The sequence below is a fragment of the Spirosoma horti genome (genome assembly GCF_054776595.1).
On record NZ_BAAHBQ010000004.1, the window covers coordinates 779,537 to 796,742 of the forward strand.

Annotated in this window: 16 protein-coding genes and 1 rRNA gene; 5 read left to right on the forward strand and 12 right to left on the reverse strand. The window is 47.0% G+C overall.

The features are described from left to right. Window positions 1–20: 20 nt before the first annotated feature. Window positions 21–995, reverse strand: a complete 975-nt coding sequence (gene gldB, locus ACYVAM_RS14970; protein WP_461068284.1) for a gliding motility lipoprotein GldB — start codon at window positions 993–995, stop codon at window positions 21–23. Window positions 996–1,034: 39 nt separating this feature from the next. Between gldB and ACYVAM_RS14975 the strand changes: the two genes are divergently transcribed. Next, window positions 1,035–1,937 (forward strand): porin family protein, encoded by a 903-nt coding sequence (locus ACYVAM_RS14975; RefSeq protein WP_461068286.1) that lies wholly within the window; start codon window positions 1,035–1,037, stop codon window positions 1,935–1,937. A gap of 30 nt (window positions 1,938–1,967) precedes the next feature. Here ACYVAM_RS14975 and hisF read toward each other — a convergent pair whose 3' ends face one another. The 8 genes from hisF to ACYVAM_RS15015 all read right to left on the reverse strand — a co-directional run bounded on the left by hisF (window position 1,968) and on the right by ACYVAM_RS15015 (window position 6,997). Continuing rightward, the gene (gene hisF / locus ACYVAM_RS14980) at window positions 1,968–2,723 is read right to left on the reverse strand and encodes an imidazole glycerol phosphate synthase subunit HisF (protein ID WP_461068288.1); all 756 of its coding nucleotides are present in this window, start codon (window positions 2,721–2,723) and stop codon (window positions 1,968–1,970) included. Continuing rightward, a complete protein-coding gene (locus ACYVAM_RS14985) occupies window positions 2,723–3,145 on the reverse strand; it encodes a GNAT family N-acetyltransferase (RefSeq protein ID WP_461068290.1) in 423 nt (140 codons plus the stop codon). Before ACYVAM_RS14985 ends, hisF begins: the two co-directional genes overlap by 1 nt. Further along, complete coding sequence (locus tag ACYVAM_RS14990; protein ID WP_461068292.1) at window positions 3,146–3,853, reverse strand: hypothetical protein; 708 nt, start codon at window positions 3,851–3,853, stop codon at window positions 3,146–3,148. A 5-nt stretch (window positions 3,854–3,858) separates the two neighbouring features. Further along, window positions 3,859–4,581: a 1-(5-phosphoribosyl)-5-[(5-phosphoribosylamino)methylideneamino]imidazole-4-carboxamide isomerase gene (gene hisA / locus ACYVAM_RS14995; RefSeq protein WP_461068294.1), complete on the reverse strand. Its 723-nt coding sequence runs from the start codon at window positions 4,579–4,581 to the stop codon at window positions 3,859–3,861. Window positions 4,582–4,659: 78 nt separating this feature from the next. Continuing rightward, window positions 4,660–5,250, reverse strand: coding sequence for an imidazole glycerol phosphate synthase subunit HisH (hisH, locus tag ACYVAM_RS15000; RefSeq protein ID WP_461068296.1), 591 nt, complete (start codon window positions 5,248–5,250; stop codon window positions 4,660–4,662). 224 nt (window positions 5,251–5,474) lie between these two features. After that, window positions 5,475–5,825 carry a DUF5615 family PIN-like protein gene (locus ACYVAM_RS15005; protein ID WP_461068298.1) on the reverse strand — a complete coding sequence of 117 codons (351 nt, stop codon included), beginning with the start codon at window positions 5,823–5,825 and terminating at the stop codon, window positions 5,475–5,477. Further along, window positions 5,822–6,055, reverse strand: a complete 234-nt coding sequence (locus tag ACYVAM_RS15010; protein ID WP_046578369.1) for a DUF433 domain-containing protein — start codon at window positions 6,053–6,055, stop codon at window positions 5,822–5,824. Before ACYVAM_RS15010 ends, ACYVAM_RS15005 begins: the two co-directional genes overlap by 4 nt. A 15-nt stretch (window positions 6,056–6,070) precedes the next feature. Then, window positions 6,071–6,997 carry a DUF72 domain-containing protein gene (locus tag ACYVAM_RS15015; protein ID WP_461068300.1) on the reverse strand — a complete coding sequence of 309 codons (927 nt, stop codon included), beginning with the start codon at window positions 6,995–6,997 and terminating at the stop codon, window positions 6,071–6,073. Between the two features lie 165 nt (window positions 6,998–7,162). On the opposite strand from ACYVAM_RS15015, the gene ACYVAM_RS15020 reads away from it, so the two are divergent. Together ACYVAM_RS15020 and ACYVAM_RS15025 are read left to right on the forward strand one after the other, a co-directional pair. Further along, window positions 7,163–9,883, forward strand: coding sequence for a valine--tRNA ligase (locus ACYVAM_RS15020; protein ID WP_461068302.1), 2,721 nt, complete (start codon window positions 7,163–7,165; stop codon window positions 9,881–9,883). Window positions 9,884–10,029: 146 nt separating this feature from the next. Then, window positions 10,030–10,548 (forward strand): D-glycero-alpha-D-manno-heptose-1,7-bisphosphate 7-phosphatase, encoded by a 519-nt coding sequence (locus tag ACYVAM_RS15025; RefSeq protein ID WP_461068304.1) that lies wholly within the window; start codon window positions 10,030–10,032, stop codon window positions 10,546–10,548. Window positions 10,549–10,913: 365 nt separating this feature from the next. Here the strand turns inward: ACYVAM_RS15025 and ACYVAM_RS15030 are convergent, their stop codons facing one another. Further along, window positions 10,914–12,398: a type III PLP-dependent enzyme domain-containing protein gene (locus tag ACYVAM_RS15030; protein WP_461068306.1), complete on the reverse strand. Its 1,485-nt coding sequence runs from the start codon at window positions 12,396–12,398 to the stop codon at window positions 10,914–10,916. A 293-nt stretch (window positions 12,399–12,691) separates the two neighbouring features. Here ACYVAM_RS15030 and ACYVAM_RS15035 point away from each other — a divergent pair, with 293 nt between their 5' ends. Next, complete coding sequence (locus ACYVAM_RS15035) at window positions 12,692–14,053, forward strand: UDP-N-acetylmuramate--L-alanine ligase (protein ID WP_461068308.1); 1,362 nt, start codon at window positions 12,692–12,694, stop codon at window positions 14,051–14,053. Window positions 14,054–14,098: 45 nt separating this feature from the next. Then, window positions 14,099–14,650, forward strand: a complete 552-nt coding sequence (locus ACYVAM_RS15040) for an LOG family protein (RefSeq protein ID WP_461068310.1) — start codon at window positions 14,099–14,101, stop codon at window positions 14,648–14,650. A gap of 22 nt (window positions 14,651–14,672) precedes the next feature. On the opposite strand, the gene ACYVAM_RS15045 is transcribed toward ACYVAM_RS15040, so the two are convergent. After that, window positions 14,673–16,967 carry a GH92 family glycosyl hydrolase gene (locus ACYVAM_RS15045; RefSeq protein WP_461068312.1) on the reverse strand — a complete coding sequence of 765 codons (2,295 nt, stop codon included), beginning with the start codon at window positions 16,965–16,967 and terminating at the stop codon, window positions 14,673–14,675. Between the two features lie 141 nt (window positions 16,968–17,108). Next, window positions 17,109–17,206, reverse strand: a 5S ribosomal RNA gene (gene rrf / locus ACYVAM_RS15050); the annotation flags it as partial.

Below are 17,206 nucleotides of genomic sequence, written 5' to 3' on the forward strand. Positions count from 1 at the left end.
AGACGCAACGAATTACGTCTCTACTCTTTTTGTCCTTTATAACCCGATTGCTCGAAAATCAGACGGGCATCGGCAGTACGCATTAATTCCGCAATACCCACGCTACTGTGTTCATCGTGGTACCGGCCCACAATTCGCCAGCCGACCCAACGCCCAATAGCGCCGGGACATGCCTGACCGATTTCGGCCGTAAAGGGCCGCTCGTTCAAATATCGCTGTTTTATGGCAGGACTCGTTTGATATAACAATTGATTATCAATAAAATGCGCCCAAACAACATCCTGCGCGTTAAACGTTTGGGTCAGTTGCTTGTCTGAATAACCGATGACTAAACTGTCGGCAACCTCTGGAAGCATTGTTTTCGTGAATACATAACCTTTGCCATAATAGACCATATCGGCCAGCATGGTCTGGTCGGCCCGATTTGCGGCATTGTATTTGTCGGAGATGGCGAAAATAATGGCCGGAACGATGTATTCTTTCTGGTAACGACGTAGGATGTATTGCGGAAACTCCTGCCCCGGCGGGCGATACTTGGCTTTGGGACCGGCAAAATAGTCGATACCAATAACGATCAGGCTATCGCTAACCACCAGGTCAGGACCGAGAAACCCCGTTACAAGCGTAACCACTTTAGGTGCTTTGAAATCGGGAAAGTTTTTTTTGATGGCCGTAAAAGCTTCGGCCAGTTGCTTTTTCAGGTCGGTCATGTCGCCAAACTCGGCCTGAATTTGGTTATTGAACTCATTGAGGGCCGGGTTGTTGACCCGGTTGGTCAAATCTCGGACGAGTGTCGTATCATTTCCGGCTCCATTCGCGTTAAAGTACAATTGAGATATACCTTGATTCTGGTTCAGTAAAGCCCGAATGCTGTCGGGTGATTTACTGGAGAAGAGCTGTTGATCAAGCCGGATTAGGGTAACATCTTCGTTTTTAGTACACGAAGACATTAGAAATAAACAAAAAAGGCCTACGATGGCCAACCGTATTTGCATGAAAATCACGTGTTTTCAATATAGAAAACGTGCAAAATTATGAAAAAAGTTGCAGGGTTTGGATTGATTTTGGTCATGTTGGCTGCTGGCAGTGGTTGGGCGCAGTCCTCTTCGCCCGCACTCTACCAAATGAGAACGAAGGAATCGAGCGTTACGGAGAAACGATTCCGTAAAATTTTGGGCGATAATTACGACGGTCAGGACAAAAACCGTCGCGACTATGACGATGATCGCAAGCGTCGGCGCCGGAAACAGCAGGCGGCAGAGAACCAAACAACCGACAACAACGGCTATGGTTCAGGCCCTGATTATACCTGGCCCAGCCACCTCATTGAAATGGGCATTCGATTTGCGCCCTCGCTCGATCTTAACACAGCCGAAGGAACGGGTACCTATCGCGGATTCAGCAACAACGGCGCGGGCGTGCGGATGAGCGTAGGGCCAACGCTCGATTATTTTTTCTTTAAAGATCGCTACGCGTTCAGCACCGGCCTTTTCTACACCATCAAGCGGTCGGGTTTTCAGATGCCCGGCTCGTTTGGCCAGATCGTCTGGAATCCGGGTGCCCCCGAAAAAGAGTCTGTTTACAATTTGCAGTACCTGCAAATTCCGGCAACGGTGAAGCTATTTGCCAACAACATTGGCCCTAACATGCGTCTATATGTACAGACGGGTGGGCTGATCAGTATTAAGTTAGCAGAGCGGGCGCTGGAGCCCGCACGCAATGGACTCTATATGGCCGAGAGTGGCGGCACCCGCCGACAATATGGTTTTGGCGATATCGAACTGTTGCTGGGTGCAGGCGTACAGTACAAAATTAACCAGAACAATGCGTTTAACATTGGCATGAGTTACCAGCGCGGCTTGATCAACGTAGCGCGGGCCAGCGAGTTGACGTCCAAAAACAGAGTTGTGTCGCTGGACCTGGGGTTTAAATTTTAATTTTTGTCATGCTTCGAAGCATGACAAAAACTAAATTCTCATTTCAATCCCCTTCTCCCGCAAATACCCTTTCAGATCGGGGATGTCAATTTCCTTGAAGTGAAAGATACTGGCAGCCAGGCCGGCATCGGCTTTTCCGCTGGTGAACACATCCACAAAATGGTCCATCGTACCGGCTCCACCGGATGCGATGACGGGAATATTGGCGTTTCCCGAAATCTGGGCTGTCAGTTCAAGGGCAAACCCGGCTTTGGTACCGTCGGTATCCATCGAGGTCAGCAGGATTTCACCGGCTCCCCTATTCTCCACTTCTTTTGCCCAGGCAATTGTGCGAAGTTCGGTTGGTTTTCGGCCACCATGCGTGTGAACGATATGCTCACCAGCTACATAACGCGTATCAATGGCTACCACTACGCACTGGCTTCCGAATTCCAGAGCCAGTTCATTGATCAAATCGGGATTGCGAACGGCCGATGAGTTAATCGAAATCTTATCGGCACCCGCGTTAAGCAACGCCGACACATCGGCTACGGATGAGATGCCCCCGCCAACCGTAAACGGTATATTGATCGTGTGGGCAACGTTACGAACGAGTTCAATAAGTGTTTTTCGTTCGTCGACGGTGGCCGTGATGTCCAGAAAAACCAGTTCATCGGCACCCTGTTCAGCATAAATAGCAGCCAGAGCAACGGGATCGCCCGCATCGCGAAGGTTGACAAAGTTGGTCCCTTTTACGGTGCGGCCGTCCTTAATATCCAGGCAGGGAATGATTCGTTTTGTAAGCATTAGTAGGCGGTAAACGCTTTGATAGCTAGTACATTTTCGGGATTTTCAACTGGCGCAAAACCGAATTGCTTATAGAGCCCGTGGGCATCGAGCGTAAACAGCATCATTCGGCGAAGGCCCTGCAAAGATGGATAGTCCCTGATAAACGCCACGAGTTGTTTCGATAAACCCTTGCCCCGATGTTCGGGCAGTATAAACACATCAGCCAGGTAACCGAAGGTGGCCAAATCGGTTATGACGCGAGCAAAACCCACCTGGCTGGTTCCCTGATAAACGCCAAAACACAGGGAGTTATCGATGGCCCGTTTAACAATCTCGACCGGGATATTTTTGCACCAATAAGCCTCCTGGCTCAGAAATTGGTGAATGACCTCAAGATCAAGCTTTTTCTTGTCGGTACTGATGGTGTATTCCTGAATCATTCAATTCTCATTAATTGCTTTAGCCTTCTCTCTTCCTACTTTATCAGAACTAAATAGCAGCTTTAAATCATCTATAATATCAACTACATTCTGTAGTTCCTCACATTTAGGTTCATCCCTGAGATATAAATCGGGATTGCTATAGCTATAAACACGGTAACTATGTAGCCCGAATACCTCAAATGAATAAATGTCTCCATCAGAGATAAGGTTTCGTCTTCTCGCCGTCCTGTGCCCCTTAACCGTAAAACTTCCATCTGCCTCCATTCCAGCCTGAACTGTATCGACAAGTGACATTGGTCTTAATTTAGGATATAATCGATCGAACACAACTGAATCATCCGGCAAAGTGAGGATATTTTGTTTCAAAAGCCTCTGCCAGAAAGCTAGCGTAACCGTGACGGCTGGTTTCCATCGTTTAACAGATCGAAAGCCCCGCTCATCTGAATTAATGATATACTTTACTACTGTGAACCATTTCTGCGTTTTACGCAAAACATAAGCGGCTTGAGCATCCCCATATTGTAGACCTCCACTGAACCAGATTCGCACTTCATATTCATCCGTCTTTAGGTCAGGATCTTTCAAACCTATTTGTTCCGCCAGTTTGGGAAATACTCTTTTCACCGTCGAATCATATGAAATGTTAGCAATTACTTTTGGGGTTAATAACAGCGAAAACCATATTAAAAGTGTTGACTGTTTCATAGTATTTACAGATTGTTCATTTTCTGTAACTCCTTCAACGTCACGCGCCCCTCATAAATCGCCTTACCGACAATGACGCCAAAGACGTTCATATCGGCCAGGGTTTCAATGTCGGCCATGTTACTGACGCCCCCGCTGGCAATGATATTCAGATTCGGGAACTGGTCCTGCATGTTCCGGTATAGATCGAACGAAGGACCCTGCAATAACCCATCCTTGGCGACATCGGTACTGATGACATACTTGATCCCTTTGCTGACCCAATTCTCCAGAAAGTCATAAATCCATACGTCAGTGCCCTCTTCCCAGCCACTGACGGCAATTTTCTCATTTTTGGCATCGGCTCCCAGAATGAGTTTTTCCGAACCGAGTCGCGAGAGCCAGCGCTCCATCTGGTCAGGATTCTTTACGGCGATACTTCCCCCCGTTACTTGTTTAGCTCCGCATTCAAACACAACCCGTAAATCTTCATCAGATTGTACACCGCCACCAAAATCAACATGCAGGCTGGTTTTGGACGTGATCAACTCCAGGACTTTCCAGTTTATGACGCGTTTTTCTTTAGCACCGTCGAGGTCAACCAGGTGCAGGCGGGTTAGACCAGCATCTTCAAATTGCTGAGCTACTTCCAACGGACGAGCGTTATATTCTTTCTTCTGATTGTAATCACCCTGGGTGAGTCGAACGGCTTTACCGTCAATCAGGTCGATAGCGGGAATGATATGCATAGGATGGGAACCGAAGGCGCAAAGATTTCGCAAAGAGCGTAATGGTAGTTCTTTGTGTACTTAGCGCACCCGTTGCGGTTAAGAAAGTTTCAAAAAATTCTCTAAAATTTGTTGCCCGGCATTTCCACTAATTTCGGCATGAAATTGCGCTGCATAGAAATTATCTCGGTGCAACATGGCACTAAAGGGCCGGACATAATCGCAGACAGCCGTGGTTTCGGGGCAAATATCAGCCGCAAAACTATGAACAAAATAAACGTAGGCACTATCGGGCAGTCCTTGTGTTAGTGGCCCTTGCAGGCTATGTATATTGTTCCAGCCAGTATGTGGCACTTTAAAACCCGGCTCATTCGGAAACCGCCGGACATCAATATCGAAGATCCCCATGCAGGTCGTGTCATTCTCTTCCGAGTGGCGGCACATAAGCTGCATACCCACACAAGTTCCCAACACCGGCTGTTTCAGCGATGGAATCAGTTGATCGAGGCCACGTTCGCGCAGGTAGGCCATAGCGGTGCTGGCTTCGCCTACGCCGGGAAAAATAACCTTATCGGCCGAGCGGATTTCAGCCTCATCGTCCGTAAGCAGATAACTGGCACCCAGCCGCTCCAGGGCATACATAACCGACTGAACGTTGCCCGCGTTGTATTTTATAATGACCGTTTTCATACATAAAAAAGCCCGGCTCCTTGCAGAACCGGGCTTTGTATCGTGTGTTAATCAGGAGTATCTCACCGAATTCACAAACAAGCGCATCTCGTTCTGCTGCGTTACCGCTCAGAATGGTGATGCCGATATTTTGTTGCCTGTAGAATCATGAAGCAAAGGTAACGCTCAGACGTTTAAATCAAAACAAACTGCCCTGCACTACTTTCGGTTAGCAAAAAAAGGAATCAATCTATTCGGCGTATTCTTATTTTTTGCACTGTTACGGTCGTAAAACAACCGACTAATTCGGTAAGCCTTTCGGACAGAAGTTTGATCAAAATCTCGCGCATAGCCTCTGTTTCTTTAAAGTGATACCGCAGAAGAAGAACACTAATTGCTTTTACATTATGCGCAAATACCCACTCACCAAAATCTTTATCCTCTGTCAGAATTATCCGGGGCGGATTACGTGATGACTCAATTACGGTTTCATCGCGGATGCCTCGATTAGACTCATACACAGAGTATACCTCAATGCCTAACTCACGAATCGATACGATAAGACTATGATCAATGTTTTCGTCAGCGATTATCATGCTGCTTTCAGCATAATTACCTCTTCATTAGCCATAACATCAGACGCGTACATTAGTGCAGCCAATATATCTGCTTCCTGCAAGTGCGGATACATGGCTAACAAATCAGCAATTACAGCACCTTCCGACAGTTTACGCAGAATTAATTCCACTGTAATACGAGTACCTTTAATGACAGGTTTACCCAGCATAATCTGGTAGTCGGAAACAAGTCTATCTTTATAGTTCATAGAACGCAATATAATTTAAAACAAACTGCCCTGCACTACTTTCGGTTGCAACACTGGCTCGGGCAGGTTTAACCCGCAGTGTTTGTTCAATTCGCGTGTCCAATACAGAATCAGTTCGGGAGCCGTGTCGTTGTCACCACCGCCGTGAACAAACAAATATGCTTTCTGCAGTCCTTTATCAAACCAGGTCTTCAACCGTTGTACCCAGGCATCGGCACGGGTATAATCTGTCGGGTGACCTTCATTGGCAATAAACCGCAGGGTCAGAACGGGGCTGCTCAGCCCCATGTGCAATACATCCCGCCGACCGGCCACATCGGTAATCACCACATGCCGATGCAGCCCATACAGTCGCTCAAGGGTTTGCTGCCAGACTTGCGCTTTGCTGAACCAGTCCGGATGGCGAAACTCCACCGCTACATCCAGTTCGTCGGGCAGGCTTCTGAGGTAGGCTTCGAGCACCGGCCATTTGTCCGGCCCAAAAGTGGGTGGCAGTTGGAGAAACGTCATACCCAGAAACTCTTCTAGACTCAGTACTGCATTGACAAATTCTTCGGTTAGTCCTTCTGCGGCAATTAAATGGCGTTCGTGGCTGATGGCCTGCGGAAATTTAGGGCAGTAGGTGAACCCTTCCGTTGCTTCGGACTTCCACTTTTCAATCATACCCGGCGTTGGAATCTGGTAATGGGTCAGGTTCAACTCAATCGTGTTGAATTGCCGGGTGTAGTAATGCAGAAAATCCTTCTCCCTGGCATGAGATGGGTACACTTTCCCGACATAATCTTTGTTAGCCCAGACAGGGCCACCGATAAAAACGGAAGGTTTATAGCGATCGCTGACAGGCAGCGGCTCAACGGCCGCCCAAATTCGGCCATTGAAGGCCGCTCCGGGCGGTAGGTTGAAATTAACAGTATCGAGATTATGTATTTTTCCAAAATCCATGTTCGCCTATTCATGAAGTGTTCGTATAAAACTGGCAAAGACCCGCTTTCGTTTTTTCGCCCTACCCAATTTAGTTAATTTTGCTTTTTATCTGTAGCCCTCACCATCGGTTTTTACTACATCAACCGTCCTGGTACTATTGGAAGACAGAATTTCAGCTGATTTATGGAGATTTCAAAAACATACGCCCCCCAGGAAATTGAAGCCAAATGGTATCAATATTGGCTTGATAAACAATTCTTTAAGTCAGTCCCGGACGATCGGGAGCCGTATACCGTTGTTATCCCGCCCCCGAACGTAACGGGTGTGTTGCACATGGGCCACATGCTCAACAACACCATTCAGGACGTATTGGTCCGGAAGGCGCGCATGGAAGGTAAGAACGCCTGTTGGGTACCCGGAACGGATCATGCCAGCATCGCAACTGAAGCGAAAGTGGTGGCCATGCTAAAGGAACGGGGCATCAATAAAAAAGACTTGACCCGCGAAGAGTTCCTGGAATATGCCTGGGAATGGACGCACAAATACGGCGGCATCATTCTGTCGCAGCTTCGCAAACTAGGCGCTTCCTGCGATTGGGATCGTACCCGCTTCACGATGGAGCCCCCTTTGTACGACTCCGTAATCGATGTATTTGTTGACCTCTACGAAAAAGGCCAGATTTATCGGGGCGTTCGGATGGTCAACTGGGACCCGCAGGGACGCACGGCGGTTTCCGACGAGGAAGTCATCACGAAGGAGATTCAGCAAAAGCTGGTCTACATTCGCTACGAAATAGCCGGCAGCAACGGGCAGGAGTCAATCACGATTGCTACCGTTCGGCCAGAGACGATTATGGCCGATGCGGCTATTGCCGTGAACCCAAATGACGAACGCTTTACGCACCTGCATGGCCGTAAAGCTATTATTCCGCTCATCAACCGCGAAATTCCCATCATTACAGATGAGTATGTAACGATGGATTTTGGAACGGGTGGCCTGAAAGTAACGCCCGCCCACGACCCGAATGACTATGCGTTGGGTATCACACACAACCTGCCCGTGCTGGATATTCTCAGCGACGATGGTACGCTGAATGAGAAAGCGCAGATCTTGGTTGGCATGGACCGCTTTGCCGCCCGCAAAGCCATTATCAAACTGCTGGAAGAGTCAGGCAATCTGGAGAAAACCGAAGACTATAAATCCAATGTCGGTACGTCGGAGCGGACCGGATCCGTTATCGAGCCCAAGCTTTCGTTGCAGTGGTTCCTGAAAATGGACGAGCTATCGAAGCCCGCGCTTAAGAACGTTATGGACGACACCATCCAGCTCGTTCCGCCCAAGTTCAAGAACATGTATCGCTCCTGGATGGAGAACGTCCACGACTGGTGCATTAGCCGTCAGCTCTGGTGGGGCCAGCGGATTCCGGCGTTTTACATGCAGGATGGAACGGTTATCGTAGCCAAAAACAAGCACGAAGCGCTGGAGAAAGTGCAGCATGAAAAACTGCTGTTTGCCATGACCGAGGCCGATCTGACGCAGGACGAAGATGTGCTGGATACCTGGTTCTCGTCGTGGTTGTGGCCCATGTCCGTTTTTGACGGGCTAAAAGACCCCAACAACGCGGATATCAATTATTACTACCCAACCAATGATCTTGTTACGGCCCCCGAAATCCTGTTCTTCTGGGTGGCCCGGATGATTATTGCCGGGTATGAATACCGGGGTGAAGCGCCCTTCAAGAATGTTTACTTGACCGGTATCGTTCGCGACAAGCTCGGCCGGAAGATGTCAAAATCCTTAGGCAACTCACCCGATCCGCTCGATCTCATCGACCAGTACGGAGCCGATGGCGTTCGCACGGGTATGTTGTTCAGTTCGGCAGCAGGGAATGACCTGATGTTCGATGAGAAACTGGTCGAGCAGGGCCGGAATTTCAGCAACAAAATCTGGAACGCATTCCGGTTGGTGAAAGGGTGGAGTGTATCTGATAAAGCTGCTTCTGATCGTCTGGCGAATATTTTAATAGGAAATAGTCATTCCCCTGATAGTAATTCATTAGCTATTCAATGGTTTGAATCGAAACTGAACGCGACGCTGCTTCAGATCGAAGATGATTTCAGTAAATTCCGTATTTCGGATGCGTTGCAGGCAGTTTACAAGCTCATCTGGGATGATTTCTGTTCGCAATACCTTGAACTTGTCAAGCCTCCCTTTGACTCCGAAACGGGAAAGTCCCAACCCATCGATAAGGTTACGTACGAGGCTACGATTGATTTCTTTGAGCGGCTTATGCGATTGGCGCATCCGTTTATGCCCTTTATTAGCGAAGAAATCTGGCAGGATATTCGCGAACGGCAAGACGGTGATAGTATCTGTATCGCGCCATTTCCTAAAGCAGGAACGGTCGATGAGTCAATATTGACCGATTTTGAGACGTTGTTCGATGTTATCTCCAATATTCGGAATATCCGCAACGCCAAGCAGATTTCGCCCAAAACCGAACTCCCGCTGGCCATAAAAACAGCCTCATCTGGCCGGTTTGAAAAACTTGACGCGTTGATCCAGAAAATGGCCAATGTTTCGGCCATTAGTTACGTTAATGAGAAGTCGGATGGTGAATCAGCAGCTTCAACTGATCGGCTGGCGCTTTCTTTCCTGATTAAAGGTGATGAATTTTTTGTCAACATTGCCGGAGAAATTGACGTTGAACAGGAGATTGCCAGCACTCGTAAAGAATTGGACTACAATATTGGTTTCCGGGAATCGACGCTGAAAAAACTATCGAACGAGAAATTTGTTGCTAATGCTAAACCAGACCTTGTGGAGCGGGAGCGCCAGAAACTCGCTGATGCCGACGCTAAAATCCAGGCATTAGAGCAACGATTGCGTGACTTAGGCGTATAAGGTATAAGCGTGCTGGTGTAACTTAACGGATTAAAAGGAAGCTCTTAGTCTTCATTTATAACATTTATCAATATTTTTAGAGCAATAATACGATTATTTGACTAACTAATTGTATTATTGCTTTCTAACAAACGACGACTGTATTAATGAACAAGTGCATATTTCTAGACCGCGATGGAGTGTTAAACGAAGATCGAACGGACTATGTGTATCGAGTCGAGGATTTTATCATTCCCGATGGTGTGCCCGAAGCACTTCGTTTATTAAAAGACGCGGGTTATTTATTGATCGTTATTACCAATCAGGCAGGTATTGCCAAGGGGTTGTATACGCGCGATGATGTTATGGCCTGTTACAATTACTTACAGGATCAATGCGGCCAGCTCATTGACGATATCTATTACTGTCCTCATCATCCTAAGTACGATAGCGAATCACTTACCCGAAAGCCGGGCTCGTTGCTGCTCGAAAAAGCGATAGCCAAATACAATATTGAGCCGGATGTATCCTGGATGATTGGTGATGCGCTTCGTGATATGCAAGCGGGTAGACGCGTTGGCGTGCGAACGGTTCGTATTGCCCATGAGCCGCAGCCCTCAGCCGAATACGACGGCTGTGCAACCAGTTTATTGGAGGCATCCCGATTTGTGCTGGAATATGCCTAAAAGTCATGTGCTAAAGACTTCACACCTTACGGTGTCATTAGTAAAAATAAAAACACCTCTGGCTTTTAGAAAGACCAGAGGTGTTTTTATTTGAACGTTCTCTTTTTACGCCCGAACCTGTCCCGAAGCAGGCTTTTGTACACTTCCATAGGCAGGGCAATTCGCCTTACGCGAACAAGATCCAAGCGATAAGGTCGCCAGTATCACACCAAGTATTAGTAATTTTTTCATAAATATAATGGTCCCGTTTTATCTCTAATCTTCAGATTGATAAACGAATATAGTGCCAAAAACTGTACGGTAAAGTAATTTTTTGTCCTACCGACAAAGCCGGTCGGCTTCGTCAGTAGGACAAAATTTAAATGCTAATTCTCTTCTTTCACTAACTCGGCTTCTTCTTCACGCTCTTCGGCGGCTTCTGTTGCTTCGAGTTCTGTCATACCGGGCTCCGCATTACCATAACCCAGAATTTTAAGCATGACCTCACTATTTTGTTCGGGTGCAAACAACCGGGTCCTCAGATTACCCTCTTCATCCTTATCCACAATAACGTGTTGAGGAGCCGGAATGAGACAATGCTGAATACCACCATACCCACCTAACGATTCCTGGTAAGCACCTGTGTGAAAAAGACCAATGTATTGATCTTCCGTATCCTGATCGAAAATTGGCAGGTACAAGTCGGCGCTGTGGGCTTCTGTATTATAAAAATCATGCGAATCGCACGTTAATCCGCCCAGGTTGACCTTCTGATAAGGATTCTCCCAGTTATTGACCGACAGCATGATGTATTTCTGCCCTAAGCCCCAGGAGTCGGGTAGCTGCGTAATGAACGAACCATCGATCATGTACCATAACTCCTTGTCATTCTGTAGCTTCTGATCGATCACTTTATAAATGACCGCTCCGCTCTCGCCAACCGTATAAGAACCAAACTCCGTGAAAATATGCGGCACGGGTACGTTGTTCTTGTTGCAAATCCACTGAATACTCTCCACGATCTGATCAATCATGGCCTGGTAATCATACGTAAACTGGAACGACGTCTGAATCGGCATGCCGCCCCCAATGTCGATGGAGTCGAGATCGGGGCACATTTTCCGTAATTCACAATATTTATACATGAAGCGGCTCAGTTCGCTCCAATAATAGGCACTGTCTTTAATGCCCGTGTTAATGAAAAAGTGCAGCATTTTGAGCTTGAATTTTTCATTGGGCTGGATTTTATTTCGGTACAGTTCATTTACGTCACTATACCGAATGCCTAAACGCGAGGTATAAAACGCAAAATTCGGTTCTTCATCCGTTGCAATTCGGATACCAAAATTCACGGTATCAGTCGTTACCGAGTTCTCATAAGCTTCAATTTCTTTCAGGTTATCGAGAACCGGAATACAATTGGTAAACCCTTCATTGAGAAGTTCGCTGATATATTGCGTGTAAAGCGGACGCTTGTAGCCGTTACAAATAATGTACGTGCTCTTATTCACCTTACCCGACTTGTATAACTCTCTCAGTATCTGAATATCATAAGCCGAAGAAGTTTCGAGGTGTACGTTATTCTTGAGAACTTCGTCGAGCACAAACCGAAAGTGAGATGACTTGGTACAGTAACAGTAGGTGTAGTTACCTTTGTAGTTATACCGTTTCATCGCATTTTTAAACAGCAGTTTAGCATGTTCAATATGCTCCGTAATCTTCGGCAAATAGGTCAGTTTCAAGGGCGTACCATACTCCTTGACAATATCCATCAGCGGAACATTATTGAACATCAGTTCATTGTTCTCGACATTGAATTCCCGCGTTGGAAATTCGAACGTCTGGTCAATCAGGTCATAATATGTCTTCATCCCTGCGTTTAGAGCATAAAATGGGGTTGTCCTACTGCGGCACAGTCCGTTGATACGGTGCTGACCGTTGCGGTTTTGGTTTGAAAAAACAGCTGCGAAATTGACCCCGAAATTCGGGCTTTCCAAAGAAAGGACATGCGCACGATAGTCAACGAAAAAGTAAGGGGTTTGATTCGGAAATAACAGAAAATTAATAATGTAGAAACATACTTTCTCCCTTAAGGGATTGTCTTCTTTCTTCAAACCAAAAAGAACGTCTACTTTTGTCACTCGACACTGATTGATTTTACCGAATGTCTCAGGTTATTCATTTTATTTCCATTGGCGGCAGTGCCATGCATAATCTCGCCCTGGCGCTGCAACAACAAGGCTACACCATCACTGGCTCCGATGATGAAATCCACGAGCCATCGCGAAGCCGTTTGCAACAGCATGGCTTGTTACCAACCCAAACAGGCTGGTTTCCCGATAAAATAATGGCTCAATTAGATGCTGTCATTGTTGGTATGCACGCCCGTAAAGACAATCCCGAGCTTGTGAAAGCCCTGGAGTTAGGGCTACCTATTTATTCGTATCCCGAATTCATGTATCAGCAGAGCCAGCAGAAACAACGAATCGTAATTGCCGGAAGCCACGGCAAAACAACGATAACAGCCCTGATTCTGCATGTCCTGAAATACCATAAACGGAAATTCGATTACCTGGTTGGTGAGCAGATAGACGGTTTTGAAACCATGGCTCAGTTGACGCCTGATGCACCGATTATCATTTTAGAAGGGGATGAATATCCATCTTCACCCATCGACGCCCGACCAAAGTTTCTCCATTATCAACCACATATTGCGCTCATAAGCGGTATTGCGTGGGATCACGTCAATATTTACCCAACCTGGGATGAATACGTCGATGCGTTTGAATTATTGGCGGAAGCCATGCCTAAAGCAGGAATTCTGATTTTTGATGAATCCGATGATATGCTTGACATCATTGGCCAGAAGGAACGCACGGACATTACGAAAATCCCGTACCTGCCACATCCGGCAACCATTGTTGATGGGCAAACTGTTTTGTTGACCAAGAAAGGTTCGAAAGTGCCTGTTCAGATCTTTGGCCAGCACAATCTGAAAAACATTGCTGGGGCTATGACCCTCTGCGACCGCATCGGCATTACAGAAGAGCAGTTCTACGAAGCAATTCCAACGTTCAAAAACGTGGCTATGCGACTGGAAAAGCTAGCCGGAAACGATAAGCGGATCGTCTATCGCGATTTTGCCCACTCACCCGCCAAGGTCGAAGCGACAACGGAAGCTGTCAAGCAACAATACCCAGACAAGAAGCTGCTGGCTGTTGTTGAACTTCACACGTTCAGCAGCTTGAATAAAGCGTTTTTAGAGCAATATAAGGGCACCTTAGATGTCGCGGACGTCGGTGTAGTTTACGTTGATAAAAATGCGTCAGAAGGCAATCCAGACACCATAACGGTCAATGATGTACTCTTGGCGTTCGAAAAACCTAGTTTGCGCGTTTTTACAACGCCTGATGAGTTGCAGGCTTTTCTTACCGAGCAGCGCAACACGGCCGACGTTTTTCTGTTTATGAGTTCCGGTGACTTTGGTGGATTAACCATTGACGTACTTGCAGATCAACTCGTGTAGCAGGAATTATTCTGAATTATTAATGGGCGAAGACCCGTATTTTCCATGCATAGTATTGTTGTTTACTGCGCGTCCAGTCTCGGCGTCAACCCAATCTATAATGAGGTCGCTGCGGAACTTGGCGATAAAATGGCGGCAAATAATATCCGGCTAATTTACGGCGGGGGCGGTTTTGGTCTGATGGGCAATGTCGCCAACGCTGTGCTAAAAAACGGTGGCGAGGTAACGGGCGTGATTCCTAACTTCCTGGCTGACCTTGAAGTAGCTCACCAAACCCTCACTGAATTGCATTTTGTGGAGACGATGCACGAGCGGAAATTCAAGATGGTGCAGCTAGCTAAGGGCGTTATTGCTCTGCCCGGCGGCTACGGAACAATGGATGAGCTATTTGAAATTCTGGCCTGGCGGCAACTTAAGCTGTATGATGGCCCCGTCGCCATTATCAATACAAACGGCTTTTATGACCTCATGCTTAAACAACTCGATCGAATGGTAGAGGACGGCTTCCTGCGAGCGGAGAACCGCTCCTTGTTACTCGTGGCAGATACCGTTGATGAGGTCTTAAAACAGATCGGCGAGTTCTGGGACAACATCTGACGCCCAGAACTCACCTTTCTTCTTATTTCTTGGCTGACGAGAACGAGTAAGGGAAATTAGCCGCGTCAGTACCGCGTTGGGTGTTGGCCTTATCTACCATCTGAAAGTCTAACCGGGCACCCTGCATCAACTCTTTGTGGCTTACCCAGTTCGGATTATACAGTTTCCCGTTTACGTTTAGAGCCTTAACATACCGGTTTTGCGCATTGTTTGCCGGCGCATTTATGGTAAGTGTCTTCCCATTTTCGAGCTTCACCGTTATCTTCTTAAACAGTGGAGCGCCCAATACATACTGGTCGGTAGCGGGGCAAACGGGATAGAAACCCATTGCGGAGAATACGTACCAGGCCGATGTCTGTCCATTATCCTCGTCTCCACAGTAGCCATCGGGTGTGGGCTGATAAAGTCGATTCATCACTTCGCGCAACCAATACTGCGTTTTCCACGGCTGACCTGCATAGTTATACAGATAAATCATGTGCTGAATAGGCTGATTGCCATGGGCATAATTACCCATATTCATAATTTGCATTTCGCGAATTTCATGAATGACAGTACCGTAATACGAATCATCAAATACTGGGGGCACAACAAAAACCGAATCCAGCATCTTTACAAATTCCCGACGCCCACCCATTAGACCGACCAGCCCCTGTACGTCGTGAAAAACGGACCAGGTATAGTGCCAGCTGTTACCCTCCGTAAACGCATCGCCCCATTTGAATGGGTTGAAAAGGGCCTGAAACGTACCATTCTCGTTTTTCCCCCGCATGAGCTTGGTCGATGGGTCGAAGAGATTCCGGTAATTTTGTGAGCGTTTGGCGAATCGGTCTATTTCTGCCTGTGGACGCTTCAGTTCTTTCGCCAATTGATAAATTGTAAAGTCGTCGTACGCATACTCCAGCGTCCGAGCCGCGTTTTCATTGATTTTCACATCATAGGGTACGTAGCCGAGCTTATTGTAATAACTCGCCCCTTTCCGGCCTACTGAACTAAACGGTCCTTCTGTTTCGGTATTCTTTAGAATGGCTTCGTATAATGTATTAATATCGTAACTCCCTCTACTACCTTTCAAATAAGCATCGGCAATGATTGACGCCGAGTTCGAGCCGATCATACAGTCCCGATGGCCTGGGCTGGCCCATTCGGGCAGAAATCCACTCTCCTTGTAAGCATTTACAAGGCCTTCCATGATATGTGAATTTAAGGTCGGCTGAGTTAAGTTAAAGAGCGGAAAAACCGCCCGAAACGTATCCCAAAACCCGTTATCGGTGAACATATAACCGGGCAAGACCTGTCCGTTATAAGGGCTGTAATGCACAATCTTTTTTGTAGCATCCAACTCGTAGAATTTGCGCGGGAAAAGCATTGTCCGGTAGAGACAGGAGTAAAAGGTCTTGAGTTGCTCATCCGTTCCTCCCTCAGCCGAAATTCTGCTTAGCTCCTTATTCCAGATAGCTTTTGCCTTGTCTTTAACTGTATCAAAGGAATCTTTACCGATCTCGTCCAAGTTCCGTTCGGCCTGTTCAGCACTTATAAATGACGAAGCGACGCGAGCGTACACCTGCTCCCCTTTTTTAGTTTTAAAGCCAATAACAGCCCCAACGTGATCTGCTTTTTGTTCGAGTTCTTTTAGTTCTAGCTCCTTACCATGCCATACGGCTGTAGTAGCGAACGGCTTATTAAATTGAATGACAAAGAAATTTTTAAAGTTATCCGGTACACCCCCGCTGTTCTTGGTCGTATAGCCAATGATTTTATTTTCGCCGGGGATAACTTTCACATAAGAACCTTTATCCAGGGCGTCAATCACAACATATGCCTCCTCTGTTTGCGGAAATGTAAATCGTAAGGCTGCCGCACGTTCCGTCGGGCTTATTTCCGTCGTTACGTCATGATCAGCCAGATACACTTTATAGTAATACGGTTTAGCAATTTCTGATTTATGCGAGAACCAGCTAGCTCGTTCGTCTTCATTAAACCGAAGTTTACCCGTGATTGGCATGATGGCAAACTGGCCATAATCATTGATCCAGGGACTGGGCTGGTGGGTCTGCTTAAAGCCACGAAGTTTATCGGCATCGTACGTATAAGCCCAGCCATCGCCCATTTTGCCAGTTTGTGGCATCCAGCAATTCATTCCCCAGGGCAAGGAAATTGACGGGTAAGTATTTCCCGTAGATAAGCTTGGCTTGGAAGCCGTGCCCATTAATGGATTTATTAAATCAACCGGGTCAGTTTGGGCAGAAACTGACTGGGAAAATGCTACGATACGGGCACATAACAAACATGCCACTACGAGAGGAAAGATGCGCATTAAATAGTTCGGACTCTTAATTATTGCTCTGTGTGAAACAAAGACCTAAAGTTAGTCGATCTGTAAATGCTTACTAAGCGTTAATTGTCTTTAAACGCAAAAAAGCCTGTCCTTTTGGGACAGGCCTTCTGTGGTTTCAATAGGTGGCATCTTCCTACTCTCCCGCTTGTGACAGCAGTACCATCGGCAGTACGGGGCTTAACGACTCTGTTCGAAATGGAAGAGGTGAACACCCGCCT